The sequence below is a fragment of the Amycolatopsis vastitatis genome (assembly GCF_002234595.1).
Taxonomy (GTDB): domain Bacteria; phylum Actinomycetota; class Actinomycetes; order Mycobacteriales; family Pseudonocardiaceae; genus Amycolatopsis; species Amycolatopsis vastitatis.
In genome coordinates this window covers 113,965-128,949 of record NZ_NMUL01000009.1, presented here as the reverse complement: position 1 = coordinate 128,949, position 14,985 = coordinate 113,965, and the positions used below count along the sequence as shown (strand labels likewise).

18 protein-coding genes are annotated in these 14,985 nt (G+C 71.6%); 5 read left to right on the top strand and 13 right to left on the bottom strand.

Features of this window, described 5'->3' with window-relative positions:
* Positions 1–93 precede the first annotated feature (93 nt).
* The 6 genes from rpsO to CF165_RS11620 all read right to left on the bottom strand — a co-directional run bounded on the left by rpsO (position 94) and on the right by CF165_RS11620 (position 4,906).
* Positions 94–363, bottom strand: coding sequence for a 30S ribosomal protein S15 (rpsO, locus tag CF165_RS11645; protein ID WP_020646025.1), 270 nt, complete (start codon positions 361–363; stop codon positions 94–96).
* 131 nt (positions 364–494) lie between these two features.
* Positions 495–998: an RNA 2',3'-cyclic phosphodiesterase gene (gene thpR, locus CF165_RS11640; RefSeq protein ID WP_093947492.1), complete on the bottom strand. Its 504-nt coding sequence runs from the start codon at positions 996–998 to the stop codon at positions 495–497.
* A complete protein-coding gene (locus tag CF165_RS11635; protein ID WP_093947491.1) occupies positions 998–1,471 on the bottom strand; it encodes a helix-turn-helix domain-containing protein in 474 nt (157 codons plus the stop codon). Before CF165_RS11635 ends, thpR begins: the two co-directional genes overlap by 1 nt.
* Before the next feature lie 59 nt (positions 1,472–1,530).
* Positions 1,531–2,520, bottom strand: a complete 990-nt coding sequence (locus tag CF165_RS11630; RefSeq protein ID WP_167441413.1) for a bifunctional riboflavin kinase/FAD synthetase — start codon at positions 2,518–2,520, stop codon at positions 1,531–1,533.
* A gap of 27 nt (positions 2,521–2,547) precedes the next feature.
* A complete protein-coding gene (gene truB, locus CF165_RS11625) occupies positions 2,548–3,453 on the bottom strand; it encodes a tRNA pseudouridine(55) synthase TruB (RefSeq protein WP_093947490.1) in 906 nt (301 codons plus the stop codon).
* A 127-nt stretch (positions 3,454–3,580) separates the two neighbouring features.
* Complete coding sequence (locus CF165_RS11620) at positions 3,581–4,906, bottom strand: MFS transporter (RefSeq protein ID WP_093947489.1); 1,326 nt, start codon at positions 4,904–4,906, stop codon at positions 3,581–3,583.
* A 154-nt stretch (positions 4,907–5,060) separates the two neighbouring features.
* Here CF165_RS11620 and CF165_RS11615 point away from each other — a divergent pair, with 154 nt between their 5' ends.
* Positions 5,061–5,864 (top strand): SDR family oxidoreductase, encoded by an 804-nt coding sequence (locus tag CF165_RS11615; RefSeq protein WP_158226763.1) that lies wholly within the window; start codon positions 5,061–5,063, stop codon positions 5,862–5,864.
* Between the two features lie 117 nt (positions 5,865–5,981).
* Here CF165_RS11615 and CF165_RS11610 read toward each other — a convergent pair whose 3' ends face one another.
* Together CF165_RS11610 and CF165_RS11605 are read right to left on the bottom strand one after the other, a co-directional pair.
* The gene (locus CF165_RS11610) at positions 5,982–7,301 is read right to left on the bottom strand and encodes an MATE family efflux transporter (RefSeq protein ID WP_093947487.1); all 1,320 of its coding nucleotides are present in this window, start codon (positions 7,299–7,301) and stop codon (positions 5,982–5,984) included.
* Between the two features lie 58 nt (positions 7,302–7,359).
* Positions 7,360–8,349: a DHH family phosphoesterase gene (locus tag CF165_RS11605; protein WP_093947486.1), complete on the bottom strand. Its 990-nt coding sequence runs from the start codon at positions 8,347–8,349 to the stop codon at positions 7,360–7,362.
* A gap of 25 nt (positions 8,350–8,374) precedes the next feature.
* Here CF165_RS11605 and CF165_RS11600 point away from each other — a divergent pair, with 25 nt between their 5' ends.
* Positions 8,375–9,406, top strand: coding sequence for a TRM11 family SAM-dependent methyltransferase (locus CF165_RS11600; protein ID WP_205660825.1), 1,032 nt, complete (start codon positions 8,375–8,377; stop codon positions 9,404–9,406).
* Positions 9,407–9,433: 27 nt separating this feature from the next.
* On the opposite strand, the gene CF165_RS11595 is transcribed toward CF165_RS11600, so the two are convergent.
* On the bottom strand, positions 9,434–10,585 hold the full coding sequence (locus CF165_RS11595; RefSeq protein WP_093947484.1) for an SPFH domain-containing protein: 1,152 nt from the start codon (positions 10,583–10,585) through the stop codon (positions 9,434–9,436).
* Between the two features lie 21 nt (positions 10,586–10,606).
* Positions 10,607–10,834, bottom strand: a complete 228-nt coding sequence (locus tag CF165_RS11590; protein ID WP_003084005.1) for an NfeD C-terminal domain-containing protein — start codon at positions 10,832–10,834, stop codon at positions 10,607–10,609.
* Positions 10,835–10,992: 158 nt separating this feature from the next.
* Between CF165_RS11590 and CF165_RS11585 the strand changes: the two genes are divergently transcribed.
* Genes CF165_RS11585 through CF165_RS11575 form a run of 3 tightly spaced genes read left to right on the top strand, consistent with a single transcriptional unit; the run spans position 10,993 to position 13,269 of the window.
* Positions 10,993–11,535 (top strand): TetR/AcrR family transcriptional regulator, encoded by a 543-nt coding sequence (locus CF165_RS11585; RefSeq protein ID WP_093947483.1) that lies wholly within the window; start codon positions 10,993–10,995, stop codon positions 11,533–11,535.
* Positions 11,532–12,149: a class I SAM-dependent methyltransferase gene (locus CF165_RS11580; protein WP_093947482.1), complete on the top strand. Its 618-nt coding sequence runs from the start codon at positions 11,532–11,534 to the stop codon at positions 12,147–12,149. Before CF165_RS11585 ends, CF165_RS11580 begins: the two co-directional genes overlap by 4 nt.
* A 25-nt stretch (positions 12,150–12,174) precedes the next feature.
* Entirely contained in the window at positions 12,175–13,269 is a 1,095-nt protein-coding gene (locus CF165_RS11575) for a hypothetical protein (RefSeq protein WP_093947481.1), read from the top strand.
* 15 nt (positions 13,270–13,284) lie between these two features.
* On the opposite strand, the gene CF165_RS11570 is transcribed toward CF165_RS11575, so the two are convergent.
* The 3 genes from CF165_RS11570 to CF165_RS11560 are packed head-to-tail and all read right to left on the bottom strand — an operon-like array spanning position 13,285 to position 14,896.
* Entirely contained in the window at positions 13,285–14,103 is an 819-nt protein-coding gene (locus tag CF165_RS11570; RefSeq protein WP_093947480.1) for an alpha/beta hydrolase, read from the bottom strand.
* Positions 14,104–14,106: 3 nt separating this feature from the next.
* Entirely contained in the window at positions 14,107–14,583 is a 477-nt protein-coding gene (gene rbfA, locus CF165_RS11565) for a 30S ribosome-binding factor RbfA (protein ID WP_093947479.1), read from the bottom strand.
* 19 nt (positions 14,584–14,602) lie between these two features.
* On the bottom strand, positions 14,603–14,896 hold the full coding sequence (locus CF165_RS11560) for a DUF503 domain-containing protein (RefSeq protein WP_003083991.1): 294 nt from the start codon (positions 14,894–14,896) through the stop codon (positions 14,603–14,605).
* Between the last annotated feature and the right edge of the window lie 89 nt (positions 14,897–14,985).

The following is a 14,985-nucleotide window of genomic DNA, read 5'->3' as shown; positions in this document are numbered from 1 at the left end:
CCGGCGGACGGACCCTCGTGCGCGCTCGCGCCGTCTGGTGTTGTACCTGCGGCGAGGGGGAGCGACCCGGTGGTCACTCCCCCTCGGTTGCAGCTATCGGCGCAGGCCGAGGCGCTGGATCAGCGCACGGTAACGCTCGATGTCCACCTTCATCACGTAGTTCAGCAGCCGGCGGCGACGGCCGACCAGCAGCAGGAGCCCGCGACGCGAGTGGTGGTCGTGCTTGTGTTCCTTGAGGTGCTCGGTGAGGCCGACGATGCGCTTGGTCAGCAGCGCGACCTGGGCCTCGGGGGATCCGGTGTCCGAGTCGTGCACGCCGTACTCGGCAAGGATCGACTTCTTCTCTTCGGTGGACAGCGCCACTTGTGTTGCTCCTCGAAATAATCAGTGCCGTGCGGCCCCGGACGTGGATGCACGCCGGGAAGACGGTCACGGCCGCCACGGACTGCAGCCGGACCCGATCGTTGAGGTTACCAGCCCGCTGAACTGGGTCTTCAGGCGCGGTTCAGCTCGAACGAGCGAGCGACCCGGTAGCGGTGCCCGCCCGGCTCGCGCTCGCTGGTCATCAGCGCCACCGAGGTGGCCTGCCAGCTCCGGCTCGCGAAGTTCGAGAGACGTTCTGTCCAACGCGCGCCGAGGCCGGGTTCTTCCCGGGGGAACCGCGCGAGCGTCAGGTGGGCCGTGTAGGGCCTCGCTTCGGCGTCGGCACCCGCGGCGTGCGCGAGCGGCGTCAGCTCCGATCCGGCGACAGTCAACCACAGCACCCCGGGGAACGTCGCGGCCTTTTCCAGCCGGACGTCGACGGCGGCGCGCCCGGCCAGCCGCTCCGCAAGCCAGGCGCCGCGTTCGTCCAGGTCGTCCTGCCCGTAGTAGGCGAGGGTGACGTGCCAGCGTTCCGGCGGCTCCCAGCGAAGGCCGTCGCCGCGGTCGCCGAGGGCTCCGGCCAGCGTCTCGACGACATCGTCCGGCGGGAGCAGCGCGCTGAACAGGACCGGCATCAGGCGCCGTTGCCGGCCCGGCGGAGCAGGTCGGCGATGGCCGGGAAGTCCTCGTCGAGGCGCTTGGCGGCCTCGCCCAGGTCCTCGTCCTCGGCCACGTCACGCAGGTAGGCGAGGACCTTCTGGTCCTCGTTGACCACCGGGATGTTGTCGCGGCCGACGGTGGGACGCGAGTCGCGGACGTCCTCCATCGCGGCCAGCATCGCCTCGCGGTTGCCGGCGGCGACCTCGGGCACGAGGATCTTGCGCTCGAGCATGATCATCCTGGCCAGCACGACCGGGTTGCCGATCTTCGCCCGCCGCCCGCTCATCACCTGGCTGAGCATGGGAGCGCTGATCCCGAGGACCTCGGCCAGGAACGCCTGCGACACGTCGAACGCGACGACGAGCCGGCGCACCCGGTCGCCGAGCGGCTCTCCGTACCACTCGCGCTGCAACGCGATGTTGCGCTGGACGATCTTGTGGTCCTCCACCAGTTCCCGCTCCCCTTAAAAACCGCCTGCACACGTCCGTGCGCATTTTGCCACCGCTGTCACGTGCGTGAACGCGAAATCCCCTCTTCGCCCCCTTCGGGGAGCGCCTTCCGCGTCGCCACGACGTCCTCGTCGATCTGGGCGACCAGCCCGGCCGAATCGGCGAACCGCACCTGGTCGCGCAGCCGCGTCACGAAGTCGATCGCGACGTGCTGGCCGTAGAAGTCCTCGTCGACGTCGAGGACGAACGCCTCGACGGTCCGCTCGCGCCCGGAGAACGTCGGGTTCGTGCCGACCGAGACCGCGGCGCGCAGCCGGCGTCCGGGATCAGCCGAGCGGGTGAACCAAGCGCTGTACACGCCGTCGGCCGGGACGGCGGCGAAGCGCGGAGTCGACAGGTTCGCCGTCGGGTAGCCCAGGTCGTGGCCGCGGCCGACACCGCGGACGACGATCCCTTCCAGCCGGTGCGGGCGGCCCAGCGCCTCGGCGGCGGCCACGACGTCACCGGCGTCGATGCACGACCGGACGTAGGTGCTCGAGAAGGTGATGGCCGACTGGTCCTCTTCGGACAGTTCCTTGCCCTGGAGTTCGGCGCCGTAGGCGGCGAAACCGAAGCGGCGGCCCAGGGTGCGCAGCAGCGCGACGTCCCCGGCGGCCTTGGCGCCGAAGGTGAAGTTGTCGCCGACGATCACCGCGGCCGCGTGCAGCCGGTCGACCAGGACCTCGTGCACGAACTCCTCCGGCTGCAGCCGGGACAGCTCCAGGGTGAACGGCAGCACGCAGAAGACGTCGACGCCGAGGCCTTCGACGATCTCGGCCTTGCGCCGCAACGTGGTCAGCTGCGCCGGGTGGCTGCCCGGGCGCAGCACCTCCGACGGGTGCGGGTCGAAGGTCAGCATGACGCTCGGCAGCCCCCGCTCGGCGGCCGCGGCCACGGTCCGGCTGATCAGCTCCTGGTGCCCCCGGTGCACCCCGTCGAACACGCCGATGGTGACCACGCACCGGCCCCAGCTGCCGGGAAGGTCCCCCAGCCCACGCCACCGCAGCACGTCACACTCCCGTCTCTCGAGACCACCCTAGGCGGGCAGCAACACGACCACTGCGCGGGACACGCCTTCTTCGTCCGCGGCCAGGGCGAGCACCCGGCCGTCGGGTCCGAAGAGCCCGTAGGTGCCTTCGACGCCGGCCGCCGGGATGCGCTGGCCGTGGCGGACCGCCTTCGCCGTCGCGGCGTCGAGGTCGCGGCGCGGGAAGGCGGCGGCGACGGCGGCGTCGAGGTCGAGGCTCAGCTCGGGCTGTTCTTCGAGCTGGTCGAGGGTTTTCGCCTTCGCCAGGGTGAACGGCCCGACCGTGGTGCGCCGCAGCGCCTTCAGGTGACCGCCGACGCCGAGGTCCACGCCGAGGTCGCGGGCCAGCGCGCGGACGTAGGTGCCGGAGGAGCATTCGACGACCGCGTCGACCTCGACGTGGTCCTCTTCGTGGCGGACGGCCAGGACGTCGAAGCGGTAGACGGTGACCGGGCGCGGCGGGATGACGACGTCCTCGCCGGCGCGGACGCGGGCGTAGGCGCGCTTGCCGTCGATCTTGACCGCGCTGACCGCGCTGGGCACCTGCTGGATGTCGCCGGTCAGCTTGGCCACGCCGTTCGCGATGTCCACGTCCTGGATGTTCGTGGTTTCGGCTTGCGTGAGGACTTCGCCCTCGGCGTCGTCGGTCGTGGTGCTGCTGCCCAGGCTCAGGGTGGCGAGGTAGGTCTTGCGGTCCAGCGCCAGGTGGCCGAGCAGCTTGGTGGCGCGCTCGATGCCGAGCACCAGCACGCCGGTCGCCATCGGGTCGAGCGTGCCGGCGTGCCCGACCTTGCGGGTGCCCATGATGCGGCGGGCGCGGGCGACGACGTCGTGCGACGTCATGCCGGCGGGCTTGTCGACGATGAGCAGGCCGGGCGGCGGGGCGGGGCGGCGGGGCGGTTTGGGGCTCGACACGCGGGAACCCTATCGAGACCGCCGGATGCGCCCCAATGTGGCGTTGGGTGCGCTGGACGCACCCAATGTGGCGTTCGGTGCGCTGGACGCAACCAACGCCACATTGGGGCGTTTGGGGCGCACGTGCTCAGGCCGCGACGATCGGTGCTTCGGGCAGGGCGGCGTCCCAGCGGCGGCGGGTGATCCGCACCGGCAGCTCCTCCCCGCGGGCTTCGGCGAGGAAGAGGTGCGCGCGGGCCCGGCGCCACCACACGAGCATCCGGGCCGTGCCGACCGCCAGCACCACCACGAGCGCCAGCAGCGCCAGCCGGAAGTTCCCGCCGGTCGCCTGCAGCAGCACGCCGACGGCGAGCGCGGCGATCGTCGTCGCCACGAACCCGCCGACGTTGACCACGCCGGTCGCCGTGCCGACGCGGCTGAGCGGGTTGTAGTCGCGGGCGAGGGCGAAGCCGATCATCGACACCGGGCCGCCGAAGGCCAGGAAGGCGAACGCGGGTACCAGCACCGCCACCGGCACCTGCCCCGGCCAGCCCAGCAGCGTCGCCCAGACCAGCGCGGCGCCGCCGATGTACCCGCCGACCAGCGGCATCCGCAGCGACGGGTGGCGGCCGATCAAGCCGCCCAGCAGCGGCCCGCCCGCCATCGACCCGAAGACGAACACGGTGAGCAGCGCGCTGGCGGTGGCCTTCGACTGGCCCTGCCCCTGGACCAGCCAGGGCACGCCCCACAGCAGCGTCAGGGCGTTCGGGGCGAACATCGTGCTGAAGTGCACCCAGAAGCCCAGGCGTGTCCCCGGCGTCCGCCACGCCTCGGCGACCTGGTGCGCGAACTCCCGGGGGCGGACCTGTTCTCGGACGGCCGGTGGCACGCCCGCCGGGACGTCGCGGACCCGGAGCGTCACGACCACGGTGTAGAGGACCGTGACGGCGCCGACGGCCAGGAAGGTGGGCGTCCAGCCGGCGTCGTCGAGCAGGAGCGCCAGCGGGACGGTCGCGGCGAGGTTGCCGATGTAGCCGATGGCCGAGGTGAACGACATCAGCAGCGCGTACTGGCCGCCCGGGAAGTGGGCGGCGACCAGGCGCAGCACGCTGACGAAGGTGAGCGCGTCGCCGAGGCCGAGAACCCCGCGGGCGAACAGGGCCAGGCCGTAGGAGTGGGCGACGCCGAGCAGGATCTGGCCGGCGCCGAGCACCAGCACCGCGACGGTGAGCACGCGGCGGGGACCGTAGCGGTCGACGAGGACGCCGGTCGGGATCTGCATCGCGGCGTAGACGCCGACCTGCAGCACGGTGAAGGTGCCGAGCGCGGCCGCGCCGACGCCGAAGCGCTCGGCCGCCTGCAGCCCGGCGACGCCGAAGGAGGTGCGGTGGAAGACCGCGAAGAGGTAGGCGGTGACGGCGGCGAGCCAGATCAGCCAGGACCGGGCGGTGGCACGGCCGGTGGCGGGCGGCACAAGGACCTCCAGGGTTTCGGCGGTTCGGACGCAGGACGCCCGCGTTGCCGTCCCTACTACTTGTATCGCCTAAGCAACGTCGAAACATAGCCGTTACGCCGGTGGCATTGGCCACATGGTTTTATGTGAATCTCTTTCATATCCGGGAGCGGCGATGACGAGACTGCGCGGAGCCCACGCGGTGATCACAGGCGGGTCCAGTGGGATCGGCCTCGCGACGGCGGCCGCGCTGGCCGCGCACGGGGCGTCGGTCTCGCTGGTCGCGCGGGACGCTTCGCGGCTGCGGAAGGCGGCGGTGTCGCTGAAGTCACGCGGCGCTTCGGTCCGGACGGCCGCCGCCGACGTCTCGTCGCAGGCGGAGGTCGAGGAGGCGTTCGCTTCGCTGGTTTCGGAAGCGGGGCCGTGCGACGTGCTGGTGACGTCGGCGGGCCAGGCGCGTCCCGGCGAGTTCCTGGAGCTGGACGACGAGGTGTTCCGGCGGATGGTCGAGGTCGACTACTTCGGGACGCTGCACGCGGTGCGCACGGTGGCGCCGTCGATGGTCCGGCGGCACTCCGGGTCGATCGTGGCGATCTCGTCGGCCGCCGCGCTGCTCGGCATCTACGGGTACACGGCCTACGCGCCGGCGAAGTTCGCGGTACGGGGCCTGATGGAGACCCTGCGGGACGAGCTGACACCGGCCGGGGTGCACGTCGCCTGCGTCTACCCGCCGGACGTCGACACGCCGCAGCTGGCCGAGGAGAACCGGTGGAAGCCGCGCGAGACGGCCGCGATCAGCGGGACGATCCGCCCGATGGCGCCCGAGACGGTGGCGTCGGCGATCGTCCGGGCGGTGAAGCGGGAGCGGTTCGCGGTGTACCCGGACCGGTCGGTGGCCTTGCTCGCGGCGCTGGGCCCGCTCGCGGCGCCGGTCCTGCGCCGGATGGTGGACCGTCGCATCCGCCGCGCCCGCACCTGACGTCCCGGAACGGTCGGCTCGCGTACCCGGAGGGTCGGTTCGCGTACCTGGAGGGTCGGTTCGTGAGCCGACCCTCCAGGTACGCCGGCCGACTGTCCGGGTACGCGAGCCGACCGGTCAGATGGGGCGGATGGCGCCCGTGACCGCCCAGTTTCCGGAGCGCCAGCGGGCCAGGACCGCCGCCAGGCGCAGGAGCATGAACAACGAGAGGCCGGTCCAGATGCCCGTGAGGCCCCAGCCGAAGCCCAGGGACGCCCAGATCAGCGGGAGAAAGCCCAGGGCCGCGCTGCCGAGCGTCGCGTTGCGGAGGAAGGCCGCGTCGCCCGCGCCCAGCAGGACGCCGTCCAGGGCGAAGACCACTCCGGCGATCGGCTGGAGCGCCACGAAGAACCACCACGCGTGCGGAATCTCCGCCAGCACGCCCGGGTCGGACGTGAACGCGTGCGGCAGCACCCACGACAACGCCGCGAACAGCACGCCCAGGAAGCAGCCCATCAGCAGGCCGTACCCGGTGATCTGCGACGCGACGCCGCGCGCCTGCCGGGCCGAGCCCGCCCCGAGCGCGGCCCCGACCAGCGACTGCGCGGCGATCGCCACCGAGTCCAGCACCAGCGCGAGGAACGTCCACAGCTGCAGCACCACCTGGTGGGCGCCGACCGCCTCGGTCGACGTCCGGGCCGCGACGGCCGCCGCCGAGACGAAGCACGCCTGGAACGCCATGCTGCGCAGCACCAGGTCCCGGCCGAGGCCGAGCTGGGCGCGCATCACCTTGAAGTCCGGCCGCAGCCCCACCTTTTCGCGCACCAGCGCGGCGAAGAACAGCGACGCCGAGATCACCTGAGCGACGACGTTGGCGATCGCCGAGCCCTCCAGGCCGAGGCCGGCCCAGTACACGAGGACCGGGCACAGCACGGCCGAGATCCCGTTGCCCGCCAGCACGTACCGCAGCGGTTTCGCGGCGTCCTGCACGCCGCGCATCCAGCCGTTGCCGGCCATGGTGACCAGGATCAGCGGCGCCCCGAACAACGCGATCCGCAGCCACGACACGGCGGCGGAAGCGATCTCGTCACTGCCCGAGAGCGCTCGCGCGATCGGCCAGGCCAGCAGCTGCCCGGCAACCAGCACGAAGAGCCCGACCAGCAGCGCCAGCCACGTCGCCTGCACCCCTTCGCGGACGGCGTCGGCCCGGCGGCCGGCGCCGTGCAGCCGGGCCGTGCGGGACGTCGTGCCGTACGACAGGAACGTCAGCTGGCTCGACACCTGCGCCAGCACGACCCCGCCGAGCGCGAGCCCGGCCAGCGACAACGCGTCGAGGTGACCGACGACGGCGGTGTCGACCAGCACGTACAGCGGCTCGGCGGCCAGCACCCCCAGCGCGGGCACAGCCAGGCCCAGCACGCGCTTCGCCGGAACCCGCTCGGTCTCCTCCACACCCACCACGGACCGGACTCTAACCGCCGCCACCGACAGTTCCGGCCGGTGGGAACCGCCCGGCTCAGAGCAGCGGCGCGCGCTCCAAGGCCTCGCGCAGGCCCGCCAGGACCTCCTCGGCGGTGCCCGCGATCGTGCAGCCCGCGGCCTGCCGGTGCCCGCCGCCGCCGAACTCGGCCGCCACCGCCGAGACGTCGATCCCCCGGGAGCGCAACGAAATCTGCCACTGCCCCAAGTGAGCCAGGTCCTGCTTGAGCACCGCCGCGACGGCCGCCTCGCGCACCGAGCGGACGACGTCGACGACCGACTCGACCTCTTCGCCGCGGACCGTGCGCGCCGCCTCCTCGCGGACCACGGCGTGCACAAAACCCCGGCCCTGGGCCGCGGCCGGCTCCAGCTGAGCCTCGCGAAGCACCGATGACAGCATCGGCAGCCAGGCGTACGGCCGTTCGTCGACGATCCGCCGCACCACCGCTTCGGGGTCGACGCCCGCTTCCAACAGCCGCGCCGCCATCCGGTGCGTCTCCGGGCTCGCCCGGCGGAACCCGCTGGTGTCGGTGACGATCCCCGCGTAGAGCCCCCGCGCGATCGGCTCGTCCAGCTCGGCGCCCAGCTCCTCCAGGACCCGGCCGACGAGGATCGCGCTCGCCTCGGCGCGCTCGTCGACCACGTGACAGGTGCCGTAGAACGTGTTGGTCGCGTGGTGGTCGATCACCAGCACCGCGCCGGCGAGCTCGACGCGCCCGGCGAGCCGGCCGAGCCGCTTCGGCGTCGGCGTGTCGACGCAGACCAGCAGCGCTTCGGTGTCCGGCAGGTCGTCCGGGTGGGTGAGCAGGCCGTCCTCGTCGAGCCACCGCAGCGTCTCCGGGGCCTCGTCGGGCTCGCCGAAGGACACCCGGACCTTCGCGCCGCGCTGGAGCAGCGCCCGGCCGAGGGCGAGCGCGCTGCCCAGCGCGTCCGCGTCCGGCCGGACGTGCCCGAGCACCGTCACGTCGGTGGCCGACGCGAGCAGCGCGGCCGCGTCCCGGATGTCCTGCGCCAAAGTAGGGGTCACGGTGCGTCACGCTACGCTCTGCGGGATGCCTGAGTACGCGATGCTGGTCTACCCCTCGGCCAACCGGGTCTACGCCGCCTCCGCCCCCGCGCTGCTGCGCGCCGAGCTGGCGGTGTTCGGCGCGGGCCTGGCGGCCGAGCTGTCCGCGATCGAAGACGTCGAGCTCGGCGGCGTCGGGTATGTGCGCTTCACGAGCTCGGCGCCGCTCGGTGAGCAGGACCTCGCGCTCCTGTCGAACCTCTCGTCGCTGTACGCGCTGTTCGAGCTGGGTGACGACGTCCTCCGTCCGGTGCGGGTGACGCCGCTGGCGAAGGCCGACTCGGACCTGCTGACCATCCAGAAGTACGCGGGCAAGACGAACGAGCTGTTCACCAAACTGCTGGTGAACGTCACGCTGATGGCGACCGCGGACCCGTTCTCGGACAAGCCGAAGTACCTGCTCGACCCCCTGTGCGGCCGCGGGACCACGCTCAACCAGGCGATGATGTACGGCCTGCACGCGACCGGGCTGGACGTCGACGCCAAGGACTTCGAGGCGTACGAGGCGTTCATCAAGACGTGGCTGCGGAACAAGCGCGTCAAGCACACCGCCGAGTCCGGGCAGCTGCGGCGCAACAAGGTCCGGCTCGGGCGGCGGCTCGACATCGAGTACGCATGGGACAAGGAAGCCTACAAAGCGGGCGACACGCGCAAGCTCACCTACTTCAACGCCGACACGCTCACCACCGACGAGGTGCTGCGGGCGAACTCCTTCGACGTGATCGTGACCGACGCGCCGTACGGCGTGCAGCACGGCAGCCACCGCGAGGCCGGGTTGCAGCGGAGCCCGCGCGACCTGCTCGCGGCGGCCGTTCCCGTGTGGACCCGGGTACTGCGGCCCGGCGGCGCGCTCGGCATTTCGTGGAACACCACCGTGCTGCCGCGCGAGGAGCTGGTCGAGGTGCTGCGCAAGGCCGGGCTCGACGTCCGGGAAGGCGGGCCGTGGGAGGAGTTCGCCCACCGGGTGGACCAGGCCATCCTGCGTGACCTGGTCGTCGCCGCCAAACCCACGTCTTGAGCCGACACAGCCTGAGTCGACAAAGCGCTACTGCGTGAGCTCACCCCTGGCGGGTGCCGGGGAGTGTCCGTTGTCCTCCGGGGCGCCGGTGGCGGGCGCGGGCGGGGTGCTCAGGCCGCGCTTCACCGAGTCCAAGATGGACAGTCCTTGCCCGACGAGACCCGCGGCCATCTCCCCGAGGCCGTCGGCGCCGTTGAGGATGTTGACGTTCGCCCCGGACAGGCCACGCCCGGCTTCCTTGACGATCTGCGGCAGCTGGTCGATGAGCATCCGGTCGAGCGCGACGCGGTTGTTCGAGGCCGCGGCCTCCGCTTGCACGCGCATCTTTTCCGCCTCGGCCAGCGCCAGGATGCGGATCCGCTCGGCCTCCGCGTCGGCGGGCTTGATGACCTCGGCCACCAGCTGCTGCTGCCGCAGCTCGGCTTCGCGCTGGGCCAGCTCGGTGCGGGCGTCGATGACCTCCTGCTGCGCCTTCGCCTGCGCGAGCGGGCCGGCCTGGGCGGCCTCGGCCTGCGCCGCTTCGACCTCCGCGCGGTACTGCGCCTGCACGATCGACGTCTGCCGGGCGTACTCCGCCTGCGTCCGCTGCGACTCCTGCTCGGCCTCGGCCGCGGCCTTGTTCGCCACGGCCTGCGCGATCTGCGCGTCCCGCTGGATGGCGGCGTTGTGCGGCGCGGCCATCGCGGCGATGTAGCCGAGCTTCATGTCGTCGATCGACTGGATCTGCAGCGCGTCGACGGTGAGCCCGATCTTGGCCATCTCGACCGCCGAGCCGTCCAATACCTCGGTCGCCAGCTTCTGCCGCTCGGTGATGATCTCCTCGACCGTCATCGACCCGATGATGGACCGCAGGTGGCCGGCGAAGATCCGGCCGGTCAGCACGGACATCTGGTCCTGGTCGGAGAGGAACCGCTGGCCGGCGTTGACGATGCTTTCGGTGTCGTTGCCGACCTTGAACGCGATCACCGCCCGGACGGTGAGGGCGATGGCCTGCTTCGTCACGCACACTTCGGTCACTTCGGCCTCGCACATGGCGAGCGTGAGGAACCGGACTTTCCGGAAGACCGGCATGACGAACGCACCGTGGCCCGTGACGACCCGGAACGGCGACGCGCCCTTGCTGTTGCCCCCGGAAATCAGCATCGCCTCGTTAGGGGCGGGCACGCGATAACCGAACATCGGCTGTCCTTTTCGAAAGCTCTAGGAAGCGGGATCCGAGGCGTCCCACGCCACGACGTCGACCGTGCGCCGTCCCCGGGTTTCCACGACCAGGACGGTCGTGCCCTTCGGCAGCTCCGTGTCGGACCAGGCAAGGAAGGTTTCCAGGCCACCCCTGATCCTGATCAGCACCTCCCCGGGGCCCCGCTGCCCGCGGGTGCCGACCAGGAGGACTCCGGTGCGGCCGGACGGGGAGAGATCGGAGTGCATGGGTACCGACCCCCCTCGGTGGCCGTCTCGGTGCGGGTTGACCCCCGCTGCCACCATTGTGCTCCCGGCGGACACGCGGCGCGGGCAGTGTGAGGTTCCGATCAGGGGGCAACCCGGCGGGCCGTCCGGGCGTACGGCCGCCGCTATACTCTCCCAGCGTGACCGTCGAGCAACGCCCCTTGCGCGCGGACGCCCGGCGCAACCGGGAGGCCCTGGTCGCGGCGGCGCGGGAAGTGTTCGGCGCCAAGGGCGTCGACGCCCCGCTCGACGAGATCGCCCGGCGCGCCGAGGTCGCGATCGGCACCCTCTACAACCGGTTCCCGACGCGGGCCGACCTTGTCGAAGCGGCGTTCCTGCCGACGCTGGAAGAGGGCCGGGCCGTGCTGGAGGAGGCCCTCGCGTGCGAGGACCCCTGGGCGGGCTTCGTCCTGTTCCTCGAACGTTCGGTGCTGATGCAGGTCTCCGACCGCGGCTTCACCGAAGTGTGCTCGCGGACGTTCGACCCGGCATCGGCGCTGGAGAAAGCCAAGCAGGCCAACGGTTCCCGGATGAACCGGATCATCTCGCGCGCCCAGGAGGCCGGTGCGTTGCGGAAGGATTTCCGGGGGCCCGACCTCGCGATCGTGTACGCGGCGGCGACCGCCACCCCGGACTGGCGGCGGGCGCTCGGCATCGTCCTCGACGGTCTGCGCGCGCGATGACGTGGCTCGCGGACACCGCCGCGTCGTACGACACCGTGGCTTCGAGCTACGCCGAGTTCGTGTCCGACGCGCTCGAGAAGCAGCCGCACCTCAAAGCGGCGCTGACGGTGTTCGCCGCGCAGGTCGACGGGCCGGTGGTGGACGTCGGCTGCGGCCCGGGGCACTTCACGGCGTACCTGGCTTCACTGGGGGTCGACGCGTCCGGCATCGACCTCTCGCCGGGGATGATCGACCTCGCCCGGCGGGCGCACCCGGAGCTGACGTTCGAGGTGGGCTCGATGACGGACCTCGCGCTGCCCGGCGCATCGGTCGCGGGCGTGCTGGCGTCCTGGTCGCTGATCCACGTCCCGGACGAGGCGGTGCCGGTGGCGCTGGACCACTTCCACCGCGTGCTGCGGCCGGGCGGCCTGCTGGTGATCGGCTACCACGTCGGCGTGGGCACGCGGCTCAAGACCCAGGGCTACGGCGGGCACCCGATGCGGGTGCACGTCCACCTCCGGCAGCCGTGGTGGCTGGCCCGGCGGGTGCGGGAAGCCGGGTTCACCGTGGACGCGGAATGGCTGCTCAACCCCGAGGCCGAGGTTTCGCAAGGGATTCTCTTCGCTGCGAAATAGTGCGTTCATGAGTTACGCTCCCTCCATGTTGATGGGGGTTTTCCGCCGGTTCGGCGTTTTCGTGACTGTCGTCCTGTCCGTGCTCGCCTCGACGCTGCTGCTCGGCGCGTCCGCCGCGCAGGCCGCGCCGACGCCGCTGGGCAAGCAGAACTGGGTGGTCAGCGTCGCCGGGTTCACCGAGGCGCCCGGCAGCAACTACCTGCGGCTCGGCTACCTCGTGTTCGACCCGTCGAGCAACGCCGTCCAGCACAACTTCTGGACGTGGAGCCAGCGCGATTACCCCGTTCCGGTGAACAGCGGGGACGTCTACTACTGCGGCCAGTTCACGCCGGGCACCAACCCGCGCAACAACTGCGCGATCAAGACCGCACCCGGGTTCACCGGCGACCCGAACGGCCACTTCACCGGCACCTACGCCTACAACTCGACGTCCGGCCAGGTGACGATCACCTGGACGAGCAGCACGATCAACGGCTCGACGACCGCGGTGAACCTCGGCGAGACCTGGGCGGTCTCCGAGCTGCACCCCGGCCTCGGCCGGATGGAGCTGGTGAACGACACGTACTCGATCACCGGTGGCTACGCCTACGGCAGCAACGCCTCGCTGGCCGTGACGAGCAAGGCGCCGATGAGCACAATCCGCGCCACCAAGCGGTCGTACGTGTACGAGGCGCACAGCTGGAACAACGACAAGATCACCACCGTGGCCCGCGGGTCGGCGGGCAGCTTCACCGTCAGCCCCGACTGGAACGCCTGCACGGACGGTTCGTGTCTCGGGTACGTGCAGAAGAACGCGGGTTGCGACGCGGCGTCCTGCTGCGGGAAACCGGGCACCGCCGGGTATGACGCGTGCGTGCAGAAGCTCGCCGACAGCGGCGACCGGCGCTTCTACTACCTGACCGGCGACCTGGGCGGCCGGCGCAACAGCTACGAGTTCTGGTGCGAATGCCTCTCCTACGACGGGTGCTACCTGGCGAACAGCCACGTGCGGCCGCTGTTGCAGGTGATCGACGATTCGGGAGCGTTCCAGGGCTGGGTGGGCGCCGAGGTCAGCCCGGACCGCAGCGGCACCCGGGTGATGGACGGCGAGTACTACGGCGCCTTCGCGATGGTGGCCTGACGCCCGGGAAACCGGTCACGCCAGGCGCTCCCCCACGAACTTCAGGACCTCCGGCAGGATCCCGCGCCAGTACGCGTCGTCGTGCTTGCCCGGCGAGAACCGGGACACCACCGGGTTCACCGCCTTCACCAGCTTGCGGTCCGCACCCAGGAACGGGTCCGACTCGCCGCACCACACGCCGAGGCCGCCGGGGCGCAGATCGGCCGGGTGCAGCAGGGGTTCGGAGGCCCGCCAGTTCGCTTCGTCCGCGAACACCTTGCGGCTGCGGGCGTCCGGCCAGCTGACGAACAGCGCCGCGCTCGCCGTGGCCACCGCTTTCAGGTCCGGGTGGGCGCGGGCGAACCGGAGCGCGCCGAAGCCGCCCATCGAAATGCCGAACACCGCCGACGCCGGACGCAAGTCGCGTTCCGCCAGCCAGCCGGGGACTTCGTCGGTGAGCATGCGCTGCGGGTCGTCGTCGCCGCCGACGTCCACCCAGTAGTGGTCACCGTCGAGCGCCGCGATCGCGAACGGCGGTGTTCCCGCCCGCACCGCCGCCGTCAGGAGCGTAGGGACGCCCAGCGAAAGGAACGTCCGTGCCTGCGCGCCGCGGCCGTGCAGGGCCAGGCACACCGGCAGCCCCGAAGCCGGGACGCCTTCGGGGGTGATCAGCACGAGGTCGACGTCCGTGCCGCGGGCCGCCGAGTGCATGCGCTGCACCGTCACCGGGTCGCGCACCGCCGACGGGCGGGTCGGCTCCGGAACCGGGGGCGGGCCGGGCGGGGGTTCGGCCGACGAGCAGCCCGCCAGCAGCGCGAGTGCGCTGCCGGCGAGCAGGCCGCGGCGGGAAAGCACGGGTCAGCCCCGGCTCTCCTCCTCCGCGAGCTCGTCGTCTTCAGCCTCTTCACGAGGGGCCTTGTACGGGTCGGCGTCGCCGGCGTGCTGGGCACCGGTCGCGCGCCGGGCGACCTCGGCGTCGGCCTCGCGGGCCTTCGCCAGGAGGTCTTCGATCCGCTTCGACTCCTCGGGAATCGTGTCGGCGACGAACGTCAGCGTCGGCGTGTAGCGGACCCCGGTGCCCTGCCCGACCTTCGTGCGCAGCACGCCGCGCGCCGATTCGAGCGCGGCCGCGGCACCGGCGAAGTCCGGGACGGAGTCCAGCTTCTCGCCGAGCACCGTGTAGTACACCGTCGCGTCGTGCAGGTCGCCCGTGACCTTCGTGTCCGTGATGGTCACGTAGTCCAGCCGCGGGTCCTTGACCTCGTGCTCGATCGCCGACGCGACGATCTGCGAGATCCGCTTGGCGAGCTTGCGAGCCCGAGCAGGATCGGCCATGTCGTTCTCCTAGGAAGATCTAATCGTCTGGGCCGAGCAGCCGGCGGCGCGCGGAAAGCAATTCGAACTCCGGTCTGCTCGCCACGTACCGCTCACACGAGTCGAGCACGTCACGGACGTGCTCGCCACCTTCGGCGACCACGGCCACCCCGATGAGGGTGCGGCGGTGCAGGTCGGTGTGCCCGGCTTCGGCCACCGACACGGCGAAGCGCTTGCGCACCTCGGCCAGCACCGGACGGACCACGGATCGCTTCTGCTTCAGCGAATGAACGTCACCGAGCAGGATGTCGAGCTCGAGAGCTCCGACGAACATAGGCAGGTGAGTTTGGTGTAGTAGGGACCACCCGGGGGTCCAGGGGGCTTGCCCCCTGGCGGGGGTTTGGGGGTTCGACCCCCAAGGGA